At 73.7% G+C, this 16,418-nt stretch carries 16 protein-coding genes; 9 read left to right on the top strand and 7 right to left on the bottom strand.

What is annotated here, in order from left to right; translation table 11 throughout:
* Positions 1-223 precede the first annotated feature (223 nt).
* Entirely contained in the window at positions 224-1,228 is a 1,005-nt protein-coding gene (locus tag BM339_RS39730) for a TerC family protein (protein ID WP_024935091.1), read from the top strand.
* Positions 1,229-1,304: 76 nt separating this feature from the next.
* Positions 1,305-3,500, top strand: coding sequence for an acyl-CoA dehydrogenase family protein (locus tag BM339_RS39725; protein WP_075024211.1), 2,196 nt, complete (start codon positions 1,305-1,307; stop codon positions 3,498-3,500).
* Positions 3,501-3,507: 7 nt separating this feature from the next.
* On the opposite strand, the gene BM339_RS39720 is transcribed toward BM339_RS39725, so the two are convergent.
* The gene (locus BM339_RS39720; protein WP_075024210.1) at positions 3,508-3,864 is read right to left on the bottom strand and encodes a hypothetical protein; all 357 of its coding nucleotides are present in this window, start codon (positions 3,862-3,864) and stop codon (positions 3,508-3,510) included.
* Between the two features lie 128 nt (positions 3,865-3,992).
* Here BM339_RS39720 and BM339_RS39715 point away from each other — a divergent pair, with 128 nt between their 5' ends.
* From BM339_RS39715 to BM339_RS39705, 3 genes are read left to right on the top strand one after another with little or no spacing between them, the layout of a single operon-like run.
* Positions 3,993-4,439, top strand: coding sequence for a hypothetical protein (locus BM339_RS39715; RefSeq protein ID WP_143118781.1), 447 nt, complete (start codon positions 3,993-3,995; stop codon positions 4,437-4,439).
* Positions 4,436-5,305 carry an AAA family ATPase gene (locus tag BM339_RS39710; protein ID WP_021598962.1) on the top strand — a complete coding sequence of 290 codons (870 nt, stop codon included), beginning with the start codon at positions 4,436-4,438 and terminating at the stop codon, positions 5,303-5,305. Before BM339_RS39715 ends, BM339_RS39710 begins: the two co-directional genes overlap by 4 nt.
* Position 5,306: 1 nt before the next feature.
* The gene (locus tag BM339_RS39705; protein ID WP_075024209.1) at positions 5,307-6,704 is read left to right on the top strand and encodes a vWA domain-containing protein; all 1,398 of its coding nucleotides are present in this window, start codon (positions 5,307-5,309) and stop codon (positions 6,702-6,704) included.
* Between the two features lie 13 nt (positions 6,705-6,717).
* Here BM339_RS39705 and BM339_RS39700 read toward each other — a convergent pair whose 3' ends face one another.
* The gene (locus BM339_RS39700; RefSeq protein WP_075024208.1) at positions 6,718-8,103 is read right to left on the bottom strand and encodes an MFS transporter; all 1,386 of its coding nucleotides are present in this window, start codon (positions 8,101-8,103) and stop codon (positions 6,718-6,720) included.
* A 90-nt stretch (positions 8,104-8,193) separates the two neighbouring features.
* On the opposite strand from BM339_RS39700, the gene BM339_RS39695 reads away from it, so the two are divergent.
* Both BM339_RS39695 and BM339_RS39690 read left to right on the top strand, forming a co-directional pair.
* Positions 8,194-8,688 (top strand): winged helix-turn-helix transcriptional regulator, encoded by a 495-nt coding sequence (locus tag BM339_RS39695; protein WP_021600420.1) that lies wholly within the window; start codon positions 8,194-8,196, stop codon positions 8,686-8,688.
* A 74-nt stretch (positions 8,689-8,762) separates the two neighbouring features.
* Entirely contained in the window at positions 8,763-10,433 is a 1,671-nt protein-coding gene (locus BM339_RS39690) for an adenylate/guanylate cyclase domain-containing protein (RefSeq protein ID WP_083598423.1), read from the top strand.
* Here the strand turns inward: BM339_RS39690 and BM339_RS39685 are convergent.
* The 3 genes from BM339_RS39685 to BM339_RS39675 form a co-directional block, all read right to left on the bottom strand.
* A complete protein-coding gene (locus BM339_RS39685) occupies positions 10,430-11,188 on the bottom strand; it encodes an RlpA-like double-psi beta-barrel domain-containing protein (RefSeq protein WP_075024207.1) in 759 nt (252 codons plus the stop codon). The genes BM339_RS39690 and BM339_RS39685 overlap by 4 nt on opposite strands.
* Positions 11,189-11,266: 78 nt before the next feature.
* Positions 11,267-11,899: an MBL fold metallo-hydrolase gene (locus tag BM339_RS39680; protein WP_218163884.1), complete on the bottom strand. Its 633-nt coding sequence runs from the start codon at positions 11,897-11,899 to the stop codon at positions 11,267-11,269.
* Complete coding sequence (locus BM339_RS39675) at positions 11,896-12,981, bottom strand: S-(hydroxymethyl)mycothiol dehydrogenase (RefSeq protein WP_075024206.1); 1,086 nt, start codon at positions 12,979-12,981, stop codon at positions 11,896-11,898. The genes BM339_RS39680 and BM339_RS39675 overlap by 4 nt, the downstream gene beginning before the upstream one ends.
* Before the next feature lie 160 nt (positions 12,982-13,141).
* On the opposite strand from BM339_RS39675, the gene BM339_RS39670 reads away from it, so the two are divergent.
* Positions 13,142-14,401, top strand: a complete 1,260-nt coding sequence (locus BM339_RS39670; RefSeq protein WP_075024205.1) for an alpha/beta hydrolase — start codon at positions 13,142-13,144, stop codon at positions 14,399-14,401.
* On the opposite strand, the gene BM339_RS39665 is transcribed toward BM339_RS39670, so the two are convergent.
* Positions 14,394-14,969 carry an ATP-binding protein gene (locus BM339_RS39665; RefSeq protein WP_021599116.1) on the bottom strand — a complete coding sequence of 192 codons (576 nt, stop codon included), beginning with the start codon at positions 14,967-14,969 and terminating at the stop codon, positions 14,394-14,396. The two genes, BM339_RS39670 and BM339_RS39665, sit on opposite strands and share 8 nt — an antisense overlap.
* A gap of 97 nt (positions 14,970-15,066) precedes the next feature.
* On the bottom strand, positions 15,067-15,732 hold the full coding sequence (locus BM339_RS39660; protein WP_021599115.1) for an MBL fold metallo-hydrolase: 666 nt from the start codon (positions 15,730-15,732) through the stop codon (positions 15,067-15,069).
* Between the two features lie 197 nt (positions 15,733-15,929).
* Between BM339_RS39660 and BM339_RS39655 the strand changes: the two genes are divergently transcribed.
* Entirely contained in the window at positions 15,930-16,418 is a 489-nt protein-coding gene (locus BM339_RS39655; RefSeq protein ID WP_075024204.1) for a hypothetical protein, read from the top strand.

Genomic DNA, 16,418 nt, shown 5'->3' with positions numbered 1-16,418 from the left:
GCCGCGTCCGGCGCTCCGGTTCGGAACGGGATCAAGAATTTTCGCCGGCCCGGGAACCACACCGCCCCGGGCCGCGTTCAAGGAGGTAATCGGAGGGGAGTATCCCTGCGCGCGGTTCCCGTCAATACGGCCGGTCCATACCTGCCCGGGTTCCGCGGCCCTCGCGCACTCTGGGCGGGAGAGACCTCCGGCGCTCGTTTCGTGTCCGCCGGAGGGGTTCACGTTGTCTGTTCCACCCTTGGTCTGGGCCCTCACCATCGCGGGCATTCTCGCGATCATCGCGGCCGACCTGTTCCTGATCCACCGCAACGACACGCGGGAGTTCACCACCCGCAGGGCCGCGTTCTGGTCCACCGTCTACATCGGCCTCGCCGCGCTGTTCGGCCTCGGCGTGTGGGCGTTCTCCGGCGGTGAGCACGCCGCGGAGTACTTCGGCGGGTTCGTCACCGAGAAGAGCCTCAGCGTCGACAACCTGTTCGTGTTCATGGTGATCCTGACCCGGTTCGCCGTGCCGAAGCACGCGCAGCACACCGTGCTGATGGCGGGCATCGTGATCGCGCTGGTGCTGCGCGGCATCTTCATCGCGGTCGGCGCCGCGGCCATCGCGACCTTCACGTGGGTCTTCTTCATCTTCGGCGCGTTCCTCATCTGGACGGCGATCGGCCTGGTCCGCGGCGGCGACGAGGACGAGTTCAAGGAGAACGCGCTGCTGCGCTGGGCGAAGCGCGTCATCCCCACGTCCGACGAGTACGACGGCAGCCGGTTCGTCACCCGGAGGTCGGGGCGCCGGCTGGTCACCCCGATGGCCATCGTCATGATCGCGATCGGCTCCACCGACGTGCTGTTCGCGCTGGACTCGATCCCCGCGATCTTCGGGCTGACGACCGAGCCGTACCTGGTCTTCACCGCCAACGCGTTCGCCCTGATGGGCCTCGTCCAGCTGTACTTCCTGCTCGGCGGGCTCACCGACCGGCTGGTCTACCTCGGGCACGGGCTGGCGTTCATCCTCGGGTTCATCGGGGTCAAGCTGATCTTCCACGCGCTGCACGAGTACGGCGTCGCGTGGGCGCCGGAGGTGCCGATCTGGCTGTCCCTGGCGGTGATCGCCGGGACGCTGGCCGCCACCACCGTCGCGAGCCTCGCCGCCGGGCCGAAGCGGTCCGGCGGCAAGCCGGCCGTGACCGGGCCCGCGGCCGAGCCCGCCGCGGAGACGACACGCGACGGATGAGAGCGGGATCACCTCCCCCAGACATCCGAATGCTGTTCTAGAATCGCGGTCAAAAGGTCTGAGAGAGGGTTCACGCATGGCCATCGGGCTGACCGAGGAGCACGAGGCGCTCGCCGAATCGGTGCGCGGCTTCGCCGACCGCAACATCCCCGCGACGGCCGTCCGGGCCGCGCTGGACGCCGACGAGGAGACCAGGCCCGCGTTCTGGCCGGCCCTCGCCGAGCAGGGCCTGCTCGGCCTGCACCTTGACGAGGAGCACGGCGGGCAGGGCTTCGGCCTGCTGGAGCTGGCGGTCGTCCTGGAGGAGCTCGGCCGCGCCGCGGCGCCGGGCCCGTTCCTGCCGACCGTGCTCGCGAGCGCGGTCATCGACGCCTCCAGCAACGCCAAGCTGCGCGCGGAGCTCCTGCCGGGGCTGGCCGACGGGTCGAGGACGGCCGCGGTGGCGCTGGACGGCGAGCTGACCGGCCGCCGCGACGGCGACTCCCTGGTGGTCTCCGGGACGTCGGCGACGGTGCTCGGCGCCGCGCTCGCCGACGTGCTCGTCCTGCCGGTGTCGGACGGTGACGGCGAGCATTGGGTCGCGGTCGACGCGGCCGACCTCACCGTCACGCCGGTCGTGAGCCTGGACCGGGTCCGCCGCGTCGCCTCCGTCGAGGCCTCCGCCGTCGCCGTCGCCGCCGACCGCGTCCTGGACGGCCTCACCACCGGCCGGGTCAGGGACATCGCCGCCGCCCTCTTCGGCGCGGAGGCCGCGGGCCTGTCCGGCTGGCTGGTGTCGACCGCGGCCGAGTACGCCAAGGTCCGCGAGCAGTTCGGCCGCCCGATCGGGCAGTTCCAGGGCGTCAAGCACAAGGCCGCCCGCAGCCTCATCGCGCTGGAGCAGGCCCGCGCCGCCGCGTGGGACGCCGCCCGCGCGCTCGACGAGGGCACCGGGGACGCCGGGTTCGCCGCCGCGGTCTCAGCCGTGATCGCGCTCGACGCGGGCGTGCAGACCGCGCGCGACGCCATCCAGATCCTCGGCGGCATCGGCTTCACCTGGGAGCACGACGCGCACGTCTACCTGCGCCGCGCCCTCACCCTGCGGGCGCTGCTCGGCCCGTCCAAGGAGTGGGCCGCCAAGGTCGCCGGGCTCGCGCTGGACGGTGGGCGCCGCGAGGTCGTGCTGGAGTTGGACGAGGACGCCGCGCCGCTGCGCGAGCGCATCCGCGCCGAGGTCGCCGAGCTGGCCGCGATCGAGGACAAGGCCGAACTGCACGCCCGGCTGGGGGACGAGGGCTGGACCGTCCCGCACTTCCCCGAGCCGTGGGGGCGGGAGGCCGGGCCGGTCGAGCAGATCCTCATCCAGCAGGAGTTGCGTGCCGCGAAGGTCAAGACCCCTAACCTCGGGATCGGCGCCTGGCTGGTGCCCTCCCTCGTTCGGTACGGGTCGGACGAGCAGAAGGAGCGGTTCCTGCGCCCGACGCTGCGCGGGAAGATCGTCTGGTGCCAGCTGTTCTCCGAGCCGGGCGCGGGCTCCGACCTGGCGTCCCTGTCGATGAAGGCGGAGCGGGTCGAGGGCGGCTGGAAGCTCACCGGCCAGAAGATCTGGACGTCGCTCGCCCACCAGGCCGAGTGGGGCTTCTGCATCGCCCGCACCGACCCCGACGCGCCGAAGCACGACGGCATCACCTACTTCCTGATCGACATGAAGTCGGCGGGGGTGGACGTTCGCCCGCTGCGCGAGCTGACCGGTGACGCGCTGTTCAACGAGGTGTTCCTCGACGGCGTCTTCGTCCCGGACGAGCACGTGGTCGGCGAGGTGAACCGGGGCTGGCAGGTCGCGCGCAACACGCTGTCCAACGAGCGGGTGTCGCTGTCCACGGGCGGCGGCCTCGGCATGGGCGTCCCCGAGCTGCTGGCGTTCTTCGCCCGGCGGGAGCCGGACGCGATCGCGGCCGCCGAGGTCGGACGGCTCGTCGCGCAGGGCCAGTCGATCGACCTGCTCGGCCTGCGGACGACGCTCAAGCAGCTGAACGGCGTGGAGCCGGGCGCGGAGGCCAGCGTCCGCAAGCTCCTCGGCGTCCAGTTCAACCAGGACGTCGCCGACTACTGCTGGGCGGCCCAGGGCACCGCCGCGGCGACGGAGGTGCCGATGGCCGAGAGCGGCATCGTGGGCCGCGCCATGCTGTTCAGCCGCGCGATGACGATCTACGGCGGGACCACGGAGGTGCAGCTCAACATCATTGGCGAGCGCATCCTGGGCCTTCCCCGCGACCCCGAGCCCGGTAGGTGACCGAGCGCTAGCGGCGCGGCCGGAAGGTGTAGGTGAAGTTCACCAGCACGATGGCGGCGAGAGCGAGCAGCAGCCCCGGCAGGCCGGCGTTGACCACCCCGATCGCGCTCAGCGGGATCGCGGCGAGCAGCGACAGCACGGCCATGGCGAGACTGTGATCGCGGTCGCCGCCCTCGCGCCGCGGCTCCGGCTCAGGCCAGGCCCGGGACCGCGGCCGCGGCGCGGCGGTGGCACGCGCGTCCAGCGCCTCCTCGATGCGGTCCACGACCGTCTCGATGAAGGCGTCGTCGTAGTCGGGCCCGAGCTCGCGCCGGGCCGCCATGGCCGCCGTGATGTCCTCGCGCGGCAGTTTCGGGGGCGTCATGGTTCCGTTATAGGCGGGTTCGCTCGGACGCCGCGTCACCCTGCCGGGCGAGCTCTCGGCTCACCCTCAGGTGTGAGCGGACTCGTCGGTAAACTTCCGCTTTCGCCCCAGAACATCCGGAGGTATCCGTGACAGTGCGGGCCCGTTCGACCGCCCTCGCCGTCTGCGCCGCCGTGGCGGGGCTGCTCCTCGCGGGGTGCGGCGGCGGCGAGAAGAAGGACGCCGCCGGTTCGTCCGCGCCGCCCACCACCCTGGCGCCGCTGCCCGCGGTCCGGCCCGCGGACATGAAGCCGCTGGTCGGACGCTGGGTCGGCGCGGCCAAGGACTACTTCCAGTTCACGGCCGACGGGAGGGGCGTGTGGGTGCGGGCGGGCCAGAAACTGTGGAGCGGCTCGGTCATCCCCGAAGGCGGCGGGAAGTACCGCTTCTCCTGGAAGGGCGGTGACCCACAGACCGCGTCCTATTGGGGGGTCGCCCTGAGCGAGAACAAGACGTCCTTCGTGTTCGCCGGCACCAACCAGACCTACAAGAAGGCCGCGGTGAAGACGCGCGCCACGAAGAGGGGCAACGGATGACCGACGGGATGTTCGCCTCGCCCGCCGATGTGGAGCGCAGGCTGGCCGGCGTCCGCTACCTCGCGGACGAGGCGATCGCGACGACCGTCTACCTCGCGCAGGCGCTCGGCAAGCCGCTGCTCGTGGAGGGCCCCGCCGGGGTCGGCAAGACGGAGCTGGCCAAGGCCGTCGCGACCGCGACCGGCGCGGAGCTGATCCGCCTCCAGTGCTACGAGGGCCTGGACGAGGCCCGCGCGCTCTACGAGTTCAACTACAAGAAGCAGCTCCTCGCCATCCAGGCCGCTCCGGCGGACCGGGCGTGGCAGGAGACCCACGACGACATCTTCTCCGAGGAGTTCCTGCTCGAACGGCCGCTGCTGGCGGCGATCCGGCGGGCGGACCCGACCGTCCTGCTGATCGACGAGGCGGACAAGGCCGATGTCGAGGTGGAGGGCATGCTGCTGGAGGTCCTGTCGGACTTCCAGGTCACGATCCCCGAGCTGGGCACGGTCGCCGCCGTCCGCCGCCCGTTCGTGGTGATCACTTCGAACGCGGCGCGGGAGCTGTCGGAGGCCCTCAAGCGCCGCTGCCTCTACCTGCACCTGGACTACCCGGCGCCGGACCGGGAACGCGACATCGTCCTCGCCCAGGTCCCGGGGATCGAGGCGGAGCTGGCCGAGCAGCTCGTCCGGACCGTGGGCACGCTGCGCGACCTGGAGATCAAGAAGGCGCCGTCGATCGCCGAGACCGTCGACTGGGCCCGCACCCTGCTCGCCCTCGGGCTGGACGACCTGGACGAGGCCGCCGTCGGCCGGACCCTCGGCGTCGTCCTCAAGCACGTCTCCGACCAGGAACGCGCGGCCAGGGAACTCGGGCTGAAGGGCTGACATGGCGTCCCTGGTCGACCGGCACACCGGGTTCGTCGCGGAGCTGCGGCGGGCCGGGCTGCCGGTGTCGGTCGCCGAAGGGCTGGACGCGGTGCGGGCCATGCAGGCGGTCGACCTGCTCGACCGCGAGTCGCTGCGCGCCGCCTACGCGGCGACGGTCGTCAAGCGGCCCCAGCACCGCCCGACGTTCGACACGCTCTTCGACCTGTGGTTCCCCGCGGCGGTCGGCGACGGCGCGGGCGCCGGGCCCGCTCCGGGACGGGACGCCCGCACGCTGGACGAAGACGGCCGTCCCGTCCCGCCGGCGCTGGACCCCCGGGTGCAGGCTCGCCGCGGCGAGCTGGCGGACCTCCTGCTCGCCGGGGACGACGCCGGGCTGCGCCAGTTCGCCCGCCTGGCCGTCGCCGAGTTCGGCCGGACGCCCGGGCAGGAATCGTGGTTCTCGTCCGGCGTCCTGAACGCGCTGTCGCCGGAGACGCTGATGGCGCGGCTGCTCGGCGCCGTCCTCGGCGGCCAGGAGCGCGGCGGCATGGCCGAGCGGGTCGCGCGCCGCACGTTCCGCGACCGCATCGCCCGGTTCCAGGACCTCGTCGCGGGCGAGGTGCGGCGCCGCATCGCCGAGGACACCGGCGTGGAGCGGACCGCCCGGATCGCCGTCCGGCCGCCGCTGGAGCGGCTCGACTTCGCCGGCGCCACCCGCGCCGAGATGGAGGCGCTGCGCCGCGAGGTGTACCCGCTGGCGCGCAAGCTCGCCTCCCGGCTCGTGCAGAGGCAGCGGCACGGCAGGCGCGGGCGGCTCGACTTCCGCCGGACGGTCCGCGCGTCCCTGGCCAGCGGGGGAGTGCCGCTCACCACCCACCACCGGCCGCGGCGCCCGCACAAGCCCGAACTGGTCGTGCTGTGCGACGCCAGCGACTCGGTGTCGGCGTTCGCGCACTTCACGCTGCTGCTGACGTTCGCGCTGCGGGAGCAGTTCAGCAAGGTCCGCGCGTTCGCGTTCATCGACGCCACCGACGAGATCACCAAGTACTTCGCCCCGGGCGTGGACGTCGCGGACGCGATGACCCGCCTCGCCGCCGAGGCCGACCTGGTCTGGATCACCGGGCGGTCCAACTACGGGCACGCGATCAAGGTGTTCGACGACCGGTACCGCGACGCGATCACGCCGAAGACGTCCCTGCTGATCCTCGGCGACGCCCGCTCCAATTACGGCGAGCTGTCGCTGCCGATCCTGCGGTCGCTGGTGGACCGCGCCCGCCACGCCTACTGGCTCAACCCCGAGCCGCGCAGGCAGTGGGACACCGGCGACTCGGCCGCGTCCCGTTACGGCGAGCTCGTCCCCATGTACGAGTGCCGCAACCTGACGCAGCTCGCCGCGTTCGTCGAGGAACTCGCCTAGCCGGCCGGCCCGCTCAGGCCCGCTCGCGGATCACCAGGGCCAGTCCCGCGTAGGCGAGGGCGGCGGCGGCCGAGACGACCAGCGCGACGTTCGTGCCGTGCGCCAGCGCGGACGGGTCGTGCCCCGACCCGGTCGCGATGGCCCCGACGATCGCCACGCCCAGCGACGCGCCGATGTAGCGGGCGGTGTTGTTGGCGCCCGCGCCCATGCTCGCGCGGCCGGCGGGGACGCTCTCCACGGCCAGCCGGGCGAGCATCGCGTTGGTCACGCCGCTGGCGACGCCGGCGGCGGCCAGGCCGGGGGCCAGCCGCCACCAGTGCGCGCCGGGCGCCAGGCCCGCCATCGCGAGCTCGCTGCCGGCGGCGAGCGCGAACCCGCCGGCCAGCAGCCGCCGGACCGGCAGCCGCGCGGGAAGGCGGTGCGCCTGCAGCGCGACGACGAACGACAGCGCCGACCAGATCGCGAGCACCAGCGCCGCCCCGACCGGGGACAGGCCCATCACCAGGATCATCATCGTCGCGAGGTAGGTCATGATCCCGATCACGGAGAGCCCGGTGACGAGCGCCCCCGACACCGACAGCAGGAACGCGGGCCGCCGGAACAGCGCCAGGTCGACCATCGGTTCCCGCCGCCGCGCCTCGACCAGGGTGAACGCGGCGAGCAGGACGGCCGCCGCCGCGAACAGCGCGAGCACGCCCGGGGCGGTCCAGCCGGTGCGCCCCCAGGTGATGGCCGCCAGCAGTGCCGCCACGCCCAGGCTCATGGTGACCAGACCCGGCACGTCGAGCCCGCGCGGGCGTTCGGCCCGGGACTCGCCGAGCCCGCGGGCCGCCGCCGCGCCGAGCAGCACCGCCGCGGCGACCGTCGCCCAGTACCACGACCGCCAGCCGGCGGCGACGGTCAGCCCGGCGGCCGCGATCGGGCCGAGCGCGATGCCGAGGCCGACCATCGCGCCCCACATGCCGGTGGCGCGCGCCCGGCGGGGGCCGGACTCGAACGAGGCGCCGAGGATGCCGAGGCCGGTCACCAGCAGCGCGGCGCTCGCCGCGCCCTGCGCGATCCGGCCCGCGATGAACACCGGGGCGTTGGGCGCGAGGGCGCAGGCGACGCTGGAGACGGCGAGCGCCGCCGCGCCGATCACGAACGTCCGCTTGCGGCCGTGGTCGTCGGCCAGGCTGCCGGCGGCGAGCAGCGCCGCCGAGAGGCCCAGGCTGATCGAGCTCATCAGCCAGATCTGCGCGGTCGGCCCGGCGTGCAGCCCGCGGGCGGTCTCGGCCAGAGTCGCCGCCGGGGCGCAGTAGTTCATCAGCGCCAGCAGGGTGGCGGCGGCCGTCAGCGTCAGCGCGGCGGCGGAGCCGGGCGCGCGCCGTGCGGTCCGGGGGGTCGCCAGGGTCGTCATCCGGTCTCCAGGTTCAGTGAACGAACTGATGGGGCGACGGTAGCACGCGGAGTTCAGTGAACGAACCTCGGAGTGGGTAGTGTGGTGCGCATGGCACTCGGCAAGGACTACGCGGCGCAGGACTGCTCGCTGGCCCGCGCGCTGGAGGTCGTGGGGGAGCGCTGGACGCTGCTCATCGTCCGGGACGCCTTCTACGGCGTCCGCCGGTTCAGCGACTTCCTCGTCCACCTGGACATCCCCCGGGCTGTGCTGTCCGCACGCCTCCAGGCGCTCGTCGACACCGGCGTCCTCGTCAAGGACGGCCACGACTACGTGCTGACGGACAAGGGCAAGGATCTGTGGCCCGTCGTCCATTCCCTCGCCCGCTGGGCGGAGGACCACCTGTCCGCCGAACCGTGCCGCCTGTTCGTGCACGTGGCCTGCGGAACCCAGGTGGGCCCGGACGGGACCTGCGCCGCGTGCGGGCGCCATGTGAAGCCGGAGGATCTGGAGATCCACGCGGGCCCCGGCGTCCGCCGCCGCACCGACCCGGTCAGCATGATCCTGCGCTCCCCGCACCGGCTCTTCGACCCGATCCGCACCTGAGTGAGCAATCCCTCCCCGAGGTCGCTCCGCGGGCGTGGCGATACGGCCGATCCGACCGGATAACCTGCACGCTCATGGAGACCGAACAGGCGGAGCCCGCGCCGCGACCGGGGCGGACCCCGATCGGTCTCGCCACCGGCGGCGGCCGGCCGGGCGGCCCGGCCCCGGCCTCCTCCCAGGCGCCCCGCCGGGGGCCCTGGCTCGGCCCCCTGTGGCGCTTCGTCGACGGGGCGCCCGGCGACTCGCGCGCCCGCATCGCCCGCCGGGCCCGCATCCTGGTGACCGTCGCCACCGGCCTCGCCAACCTCGGCGGCGCCCTGGTCGTGCTGGCGTTCGCGGTCGTCGTCCCCGACCCGGTCGGCGAGGTCTCCGAGCGGCTCCGGCTCGTCAACCTGATCGTCTTCGCCGCCTACGTCGCCGCCGCGGTGCCCGTCGGGCTCCTGCTCGGCGAGCGGTTCTTCCGCCGCGTCCGGCGCATGGCCGAGGCGCACGACGAGCCCGACCGGCACGAGCGCCTCCTGCTGCTGTACGGGCCGCTGCGGCTGATGGCGCTGCACCTGACGCTCTGGGGGATCGGGACGGTCGGCTGGGTCGTCATCAACGCCCCGTTCTCCGCGCTGCTGGCCGTCAAGCTCGGCCTGACGAGCCTGCTCGGCGGCCTCACCACCTGCACGGTCGTCTACCTGCTGACCGAGCGGCTGCTGCGGCGCACGGTGACCGCGACGCTGCGCAGCGAGATGCCGCGCCGCACCGGGCTGCCCGGCGTCGTCGCCCGCTCCGTGCTGGCCTGGGGGCTCGGCACCGCCGTCCCGATCCTCGGGCTGATCACCCTGGCGATCGGCTCGTTCCTCATCGCGAAGATCACCGTACGGGACTTCGCGGTCGCCGTGCTCGCCCTCGGCGGTATCGCGCTGATCGTCGGCCTCGGCGTCACCTACGGCGCCGCCCGCGCCATCGCCGACCCGGTCGAGTCGGTCCGGCTCGGCCTCGCCCGCGTCGAGCGCGGCGACCTGGACGTCGAGGTGCCCGTCTACGACGCCAGCGAGGTCGGGCTGCTGCAGGCCGGGTTCAACCACATGGCCGCCGGGCTGCGCGAGCACGAGCGGCTCCAGGACCTGTTCGGCCGCCAGGTCGGCGCGGACGTCGCCCGCGTCGCCCTGGAGCGCGGCATCGACCTCGGCGGCGAGCTGCGCGAGGTCGCGGTGATCTTCGTGGACCTGCTCGGCTCCACCCGGCTGGCCGCCGACCGGCCGCCCGGCGAGGTCGTCCGGCTGCTGAACGCCTTCTTCGCCGTGGTCGTCGAGGTCATCGGCGCGCACGGCGGGTGGATCAACAAGTTCGAGGGCGACGCCGCGCTGGCGGTGTTCGGGGCGCCGCTCGCGCTGGAGGGCGCCCCCGGCCGCGCGCTCGCCGCCTCCCGGGAGCTCGACCGGCGGCTGCGCGCGGACGTCCCCGAGCTGGAGGCGGCCATCGGCGTCTCGGCGGGCGAGGCCGTCGCCGGGCACATCGGCGCCGAGGAGCGCTTCGAGTACACCGTGATCGGCGACCCGGTGAACGAGGCCGCCCGCCTGACCGACATGGCCAAGACCACCGAGGCGCGGGTCCTGGCGGCCGGCTCCCTCCTCTCGCAGGCCTCCCCGGGGGAGGCGGCCCGCTGGTCGCTCGGCGACGAGGTCACCCTGCGGGGCCGGACCCGGGCCACCCGGCTCGCCTCACCCCGTCCGGGCGACCGCGTCCCGTCCTAGGACGGGACGAGGGTGGCGCCCTTCAGCGTGGTGTAGAAGGGCGAGCCGGACATGAGGGATCCCTTCTCCTCGCCGAGGTAGACGTCGGCGTGGTTCTCGCCGCCGTATCCCGGACGGAAGAGATCGGTGACCGTCCAGCGAGCCTTCCGGAACCTCTCGCACACCTCGGCGGGAATCGGCCGCCCGTTCCCGTCCCCGCCGCAGCCGGCGATCGCGAACCGCTGCCCGCGCGCGAGGACCGACTTGTCGGCCGCCGCCGACACCCACGGCTTGAGGGGACGCCCTCGCGAGTCGCGCGTGGTGTCGTCCAGCCAGAAGCCCACGCTGTGCGACCAGTTGAGGTACCGGCCCCGCTGCGGGCCCGCGGTGATGCGTCCGCTGCCCTCGGTCTGGACGACCTTCAGGAAGTCCGCCGGATAGCTGCCGAGCGGTGTCTTCCCATGCGAGCAATGGAACCGGGTGCAGCCGCGCACCGCCTTCCGTTTGCCGCGGTAGAGGCTTTCCAGCGCCGTGTAGTACGTGGTGATGCGCCACCCGCCCTGCCGCCCGAGCAGAGCCGGAGCCGACGACGACGAGGAGGGCGGCGACGCCGGGACGGCCGAGGTGGGCGCGGGCACGGTCGATGTGGGGACCCTCGATGCGGGGACGGTCGGCGGGGGCACGGCCGGCGGCTCGGCGCCCGCGCCGCGAGCGCTCTGGCCGCAGCCCGCGACGGCCGCGCACAGCAGGAGCGCCAGGGGTGCCCTGCGCCGCATCGCACCCCCTAGGGCCGCGGTGGAATCCGGGACGGCTCGCCCGCCACCGCGGACCCTATCGCCACCTCGCCGCGGCGGTCAGTGGCCGCGCGCCATCCACTCCTCCAGGTGCGGTGCCTCGGCCCCGATGGTGGTCGAGTCGCCGTGCCCGGTGCGGACGACCGTGTCCGCCGGGAGCGTCAGCAGGCGCTCCCGGATCGAGGTGATGATCGTCGGGAAGTCGGAGAACGAGCGCCCGGTCGCGCCCGGACCGCCGTTGAACAGGGTGTCGCCGGAGAAGACCGTCCCCAGCGCGGGCGCGTGCAGGCACACGGCCCCGGGGCTGTGGCCCGGCGTGTGCAGGACGGTGAGGTCCGTGCCCGCGACGCTGATGACCTGGCCGTCGGACAGGTCGCCGTCGGGGGAGGAGTCCGGGTGCTTCTGCTTCCACAGCATCAGGTCGTCCGGATGCAGCAGGACGGGCGCGCCGGTGCGGGCCTTCAGCGCGGGCGCGGCGTCGATGTGGTCGTCGTGCCCGTGCGTGGACACGATCGCCACCAGCCTCCGGCCGCCGAGCGCCTCCGCGATCGCCCCGGCGTCGTGCGCGGCGTCGATGACGATCGCCTCGCTGTCGTCGCCGACGATCCAGACGTTGTTGTCGACGTCCCACGTCCCGCCGTCCAGGGAGAACGTCCCGGACGTGACGACGTGGTCGACGCGGGCCGCCATCAGAGGACCACCACCGACCGCAGCACGTCGCCGTGGTGCATCTTCTCGAAGGCGGCCTCGACACCGTCCAGCTCGATCGTCTCCGACACGAACGTGTCGAGGTCCAGGCGGCCCTGCAGGTAGAGGTCGATCAGCATCGGGAAGTCGCGCGAGGGCAGGCAGTCGCCGTACCAGGACGACTTGAGCGACCCGCCGCGCCCGAAGACCTCCAGCAGCGGCAGCTCCAGCTTCATCTCCGGCGTCGGCACCCCGACCAGCACCACGGTCCCGGCCAGGTCGCGGGCGTAGAACGCCTGCTCGTAGGTCTCCGGGCGGCCGACCGCCTCGACGACGACGTCGGCGCCGAACCCGCCGGTCAGCTCCCGCACCGTCTCGACGACGTTCTTGTCCTTGCCGTTGACGGTGTGCGTCGCGCCGAGCGACGAGGCGGTGGCGAGCTTGCGCTCGTCCAGGTCCACCGCGATGATCGTCGCGGCCCCGGCCAGCCGGGCGCCGAGCACCGCCGCCGCGCCGACGCCGCCGCAGCCGATGACCGCGACCGAGTCGCCGCGCCCGACCCCGCCGGTGTTGATCGCCGCGCCGAGCCCCGCCATCACGCCGCACCCGAGCAGGCCCGCGACCTCCGGCCGGGCCGCCGGGTCGACCTTCGTGCACTGCCCGGCCGCGACGAGCGTCTTGTCGGCGAACGCGCCGATCCCGAGCGCGGGCGACAGCTCGGTGCCGTCCTCGAGCGTCATCTTCTGCTTCGCGTTGTGCGTGTTGAAGCAGTACCAGGGACGTCCCCGCAGGCAGGCCCGGCACTGGCCGCACACCGCCCGCCAGTTCAGGATCACGAAGTCGCCGGGCTCCACCTCGGTCACCCCGTCGCCGACCGACTCGACGACCCCGGCCGCCTCGTGGCCCAGCAGGAACGGGAACTCGTCGTTGATCCCGCCCTCGCGGTAGTGCAGGTCGGTGTGGCAGACCCCGCACGCCTGGACCCTGACGACCGCCTCCCCGGGCCCGGGGTCCGGAACGATGATCGTCTCGATCCGCACCGGCCGTCCCTTGCCCGGTGCGACGACCCCGCGTACCTGCTGCGCCATGCTCCCGCCTCTCATAGCCTCGATCTTTCCCGACCCTATCCATCCCGCCTCCGGCCCGTCCGTGCCCTTCTGTTGCCTGGAAGGCCCTCTCAGGTAGGGGGTGGGAGATCACCTGCGTGCGCGATGCGGGTTCGGGCGGGCGGAACGAACGCTGGACCCCATGAAACGCACCATCTCCGCCCTGACGGCCGGCCTGGCGGTCGCCGCCGTCACCGCCACCGTGACCGCCACCATGCCCGCCACCGCGTCCGCCAGTGTCCCCGAGCGGCCCGCCGTCGGCCACGAGCACACCGCTCGCGGGCACCTCGTCTCCGCCGTCCATCTGCGCACCATGCCGGCCGGCCAGGTGCGCGCCTGGCTGGCGACCGAGGGGTTCGACGCCGCGTCCGTCCGGTACGGCGTGGACACCTACCGGCTCGTGTACCGGACGATCGACACCCGCGGCCGGGCGACGACGGCCAGCGGCCTGCTCGTGCTGCCCCGCAACGACGACCGCCGCCTGCGCACCGTCTCCTACGCGCACGGGACCATGAACTACAAGCCGGACGCCCCGTCGACGGCCGGCGACGTCTGGGGGCCGGGGCCGGCCGTGACCTTCGGAGCCGCGGGCTTCGCCGCCGTCGCCCCCGACTACCTCGGGCTCGGGAAGGGGCCGGGCGCGCACCCGTGGAAGGACGTGCCGTCCGAGACGTCCGCGTCCCTCGACATGTTGCGCGCGGCCCGCCAGTTCGTGCCGCGGGAGGGCCGGGTCCTCGACGGCCGGGTGCTGGTCACCGGGTTCTCGCAGGGCGCCTCGTCCGCGCTCGGCCTGGCCCGGGCCCTGCAGGAGGGCGCCGACCCGCACTTCCGGCTTCGTGCCGCCGCCCCGATCAGCGGCGCCTACGACTTCCGCGGCGCCGAGCTTCCGGCCTTGCTGAACGGCGAGGTGGCCCCGAAACTGGCCGTCGCCTACACCTCCTACCTGCTCACGGCGTGGAACCGCATCCACGGCGGTATCTACAGGCAACCGTCCGATGTGTTCCAGGAGCCGTACGCGAGCCGGGTCGAGAAGCTCTTCGACGGCACGACTCCCGGGCAGGTCATGCTGGAGGGCCTTCCCGACGAGCTCGGCCAGCTCCTCACCCCTCGGGGATTCCGGCTCCTGCGCCACCCGTCCGGGACGTTCGCCGAGGCGCTGCGCGTGGACGCGCAGGTGTGCACGGCATGGACCCCGCGGGTCCCCGTGCGCCTCTACAAGATCAGCGATGACGAGCAGGCCGTCGACGCCAACACCCCCGCCTGCGTCGCGGGCTTCCGCGCACGCGGCGCGGACGTCCCGGTCGTCGACGTGGGCGACACGGTCTACGAGGGCTCCCGCCATCTCGGCGCGAACCTGGCCGGCACCGCGATGATCGTCCGCTGGTTCGGCGCGCTCAGCTGAAGCGGATGGCCTGGAGCTTGTCGGCGGCGTCGCGGTCGAGGACCGTGACGCCGGCGGCGGGCGGGAGGGGGTCGCCGCTGCGGGCGCGATCGATCAGCGGCCGCCAGCGGCGGCAGTGCCGGGCGAACGTGGTGGCCGTGACGACGCGGCCGCGGGCGAACTGGCCGGCGCGGGCCGTCTCGGGGGCGACGTCGATGAGGATCAGGTGCAGCGTGCGGCCCCGGCGGCGCGCCAGCCAGGCGAAGCAGTAGAGGATGTGCGGCCAGGTGCCGCGGGTGTGCGCGACGACGGCGTGCCCGGCGACGATCGCGCGGCCGATGCGCCACACGTGCGTGGCGTGCACGAGCGGGGTCCGCATCCGCACGGGCAGCGGGCGCAGGAACCGCGCCCACCAGTTCCGGGCCTGCCGCGAGTCGATCACGAGGACGTCGTCGGCGCACACCGGTGCCGTCTCGTCGCCGTGCAGCCCGTACAGGCGGTTGAGCAGCGTGCTCTTGCCGGCCCCTGGGAGGCCGGCGACCAGTACCAGGGAACCCGCGGGGTAGCGCAGGGCGGGTCCCGGATCCACCTCGTGGGGTTCGCGGATGTCGACTCCTGGGCTCGGGCGGAAGTGTGTTGGGGCCAACGAACACCCCACACCGCTTGTTCCGTCCCGCGCCGGGGAGTCACCAGCCGCGGGCGCGCCACTCCGGGATCGACGGGCGCTCCCGGCCGAGCGTCGAGTCCTTGCCGTGGCCCGGGTAGAACCAGGTCGCGTCGGGGAGGCGGTCGAAGACGCGCTCCTCCACGTCCGACAGCAGCTGCTTGAACCGGGTGGGGTCGCCCCACGTGTTGCCGACGCCGCCGGGGAACAGGCTGTCGCCGGTGAACAGGTGCGGGCCGTCGGCCAGCTCGCCGCCGGCGTCGTACAGCAGCGCGATCGAGCCGGGCGTGTGGCCGCGCAGGTGGATGACGTCGAGGGACGCGCGCCCGACGGTGACGGTGTCGCCGTGCTCGACGGGCTCGGCGACCGGCTCGGGCAGGGCGCCGGCGTCGCGCGGGTTGGCGGCGACGGGCGCGCCGGTGGCGCGCACCACCTCGCTCAGCGCCATCCAGTGGTCCTCGTGCCGGTGCGTGGTGACGATCCGCGCCAGCGGCCCGTCGCCGATCAGCTCAAGCAGCCGGGGCGCCTCGTTCGCCGCGTCGATGAGCAGCCGCTCCCCGGTGGCGGTGCAGCGCAGGATGTAGGCGTTGTTGTCGTACGGGCCGACCGCCACCTTCGTGACCGTCAGCCCGGGCAGCTCCCGGACGTCGGGACGCCCGCCGGTCTCCACGTTCCCGGTGTAGGTCATGGGGTCCTCCCGTCGGTGGTTCGGAGACCATCTTCCATCATCGGCGGGGGTGATCCCGCCGCGCGGGGACCCTGGAAACGGAAATGAGTCACCAGACGCAGCCGGAACGTGTGCTCGCGGACGGAAATTCTCTCCTTGCCACCGCACCATGGTGAATGGAAGATCAGGATCGACTCCGTGAGGACGGTGACGCCTTGGTGACCGCTTTCCGTCCCGGACCGGACAGGGAGACGCCGGAGGACCTCCTCGGGCACGCCTGCACGCTGGTCCGGCTGTGCGGCCGGGACTCCGCCATCGCCGCGGTGTTCCTCGCACTCGTGCTGGCCGGGACCGCCACCCGGCTCGCGGCCGGCGTGCCCGGCCTCCCCGCGCTGGCGCTGCTGCCGGTGCTGGCCGGCGCGTTCGCCGTCTCCGTCGGCCACGCCGTCCGGGCCCGCCGGACGCTGGTGGCGGTGCTCGGCGAGGTGCGCGGCCGCACCGGCTCACCCCTCGACCCGGCCGTGCCGTGGACGCCGTTCGCCTCCGCGGTAGCGCTGGACGACCGGGTCCGCGACGCGGAGCTGCGCCGGCTGCTGTCGGCGGCCCACCGCTGCGGCGAGTTGTCCTGGCAGGCCGTCGCCTGGTCGGCGGCCACCGGCGTGCTGTTCCTGTTCTGGACGCTGGCGGCGGCGATGGCGGGAGGATGA

The sequence above is a fragment of the Actinomadura madurae genome, assembly GCF_900115095.1.
GTDB lineage: Bacteria > Actinomycetota > Actinomycetes > Streptosporangiales > Streptosporangiaceae > Spirillospora > Spirillospora madurae.
This window is presented reverse-complemented; position numbering and strand designations above follow the sequence as displayed.

Coding starts and splice junctions, on each gene's coding strand:
- BM339_RS39725 (WP_075024211.1), top strand. CDS start 1,305: ATGGCCATCGGGCTGACCGAGGAGCACGAGGCGCTCGCCGAATCGGTG.
- BM339_RS39720 (WP_075024210.1), bottom strand. CDS start 3,864: ATGACGCCCCCGAAACTGCCGCGCGAGGACATCACGGCGGCCATGGCG.
- BM339_RS39710 (WP_021598962.1), top strand. CDS start 4,436: ATGACCGACGGGATGTTCGCCTCGCCCGCCGATGTGGAGCGCAGGCTG.
- BM339_RS39705 (WP_075024209.1), top strand. CDS start 5,307: ATGGCGTCCCTGGTCGACCGGCACACCGGGTTCGTCGCGGAGCTGCGG.
- BM339_RS39700 (WP_075024208.1), bottom strand. CDS start 8,103: ATGACGACCCTGGCGACCCCCCGGACCGCACGGCGCGCGCCCGGCTCC.
- BM339_RS39695 (WP_021600420.1), top strand. CDS start 8,194: ATGGCACTCGGCAAGGACTACGCGGCGCAGGACTGCTCGCTGGCCCGC.
- BM339_RS39690 (WP_083598423.1), top strand. CDS start 8,763: ATGGAGACCGAACAGGCGGAGCCCGCGCCGCGACCGGGGCGGACCCCG.
- BM339_RS39685 (WP_075024207.1), bottom strand. CDS start 11,188: ATGCGGCGCAGGGCACCCCTGGCGCTCCTGCTGTGCGCGGCCGTCGCG.
- BM339_RS39675 (WP_075024206.1), bottom strand. CDS start 12,981: ATGGCGCAGCAGGTACGCGGGGTCGTCGCACCGGGCAAGGGACGGCCG.
- BM339_RS39670 (WP_075024205.1), top strand. CDS start 13,142: ATGAAACGCACCATCTCCGCCCTGACGGCCGGCCTGGCGGTCGCCGCC.
- BM339_RS39660 (WP_021599115.1), bottom strand. CDS start 15,732: ATGACCTACACCGGGAACGTGGAGACCGGCGGGCGTCCCGACGTCCGG.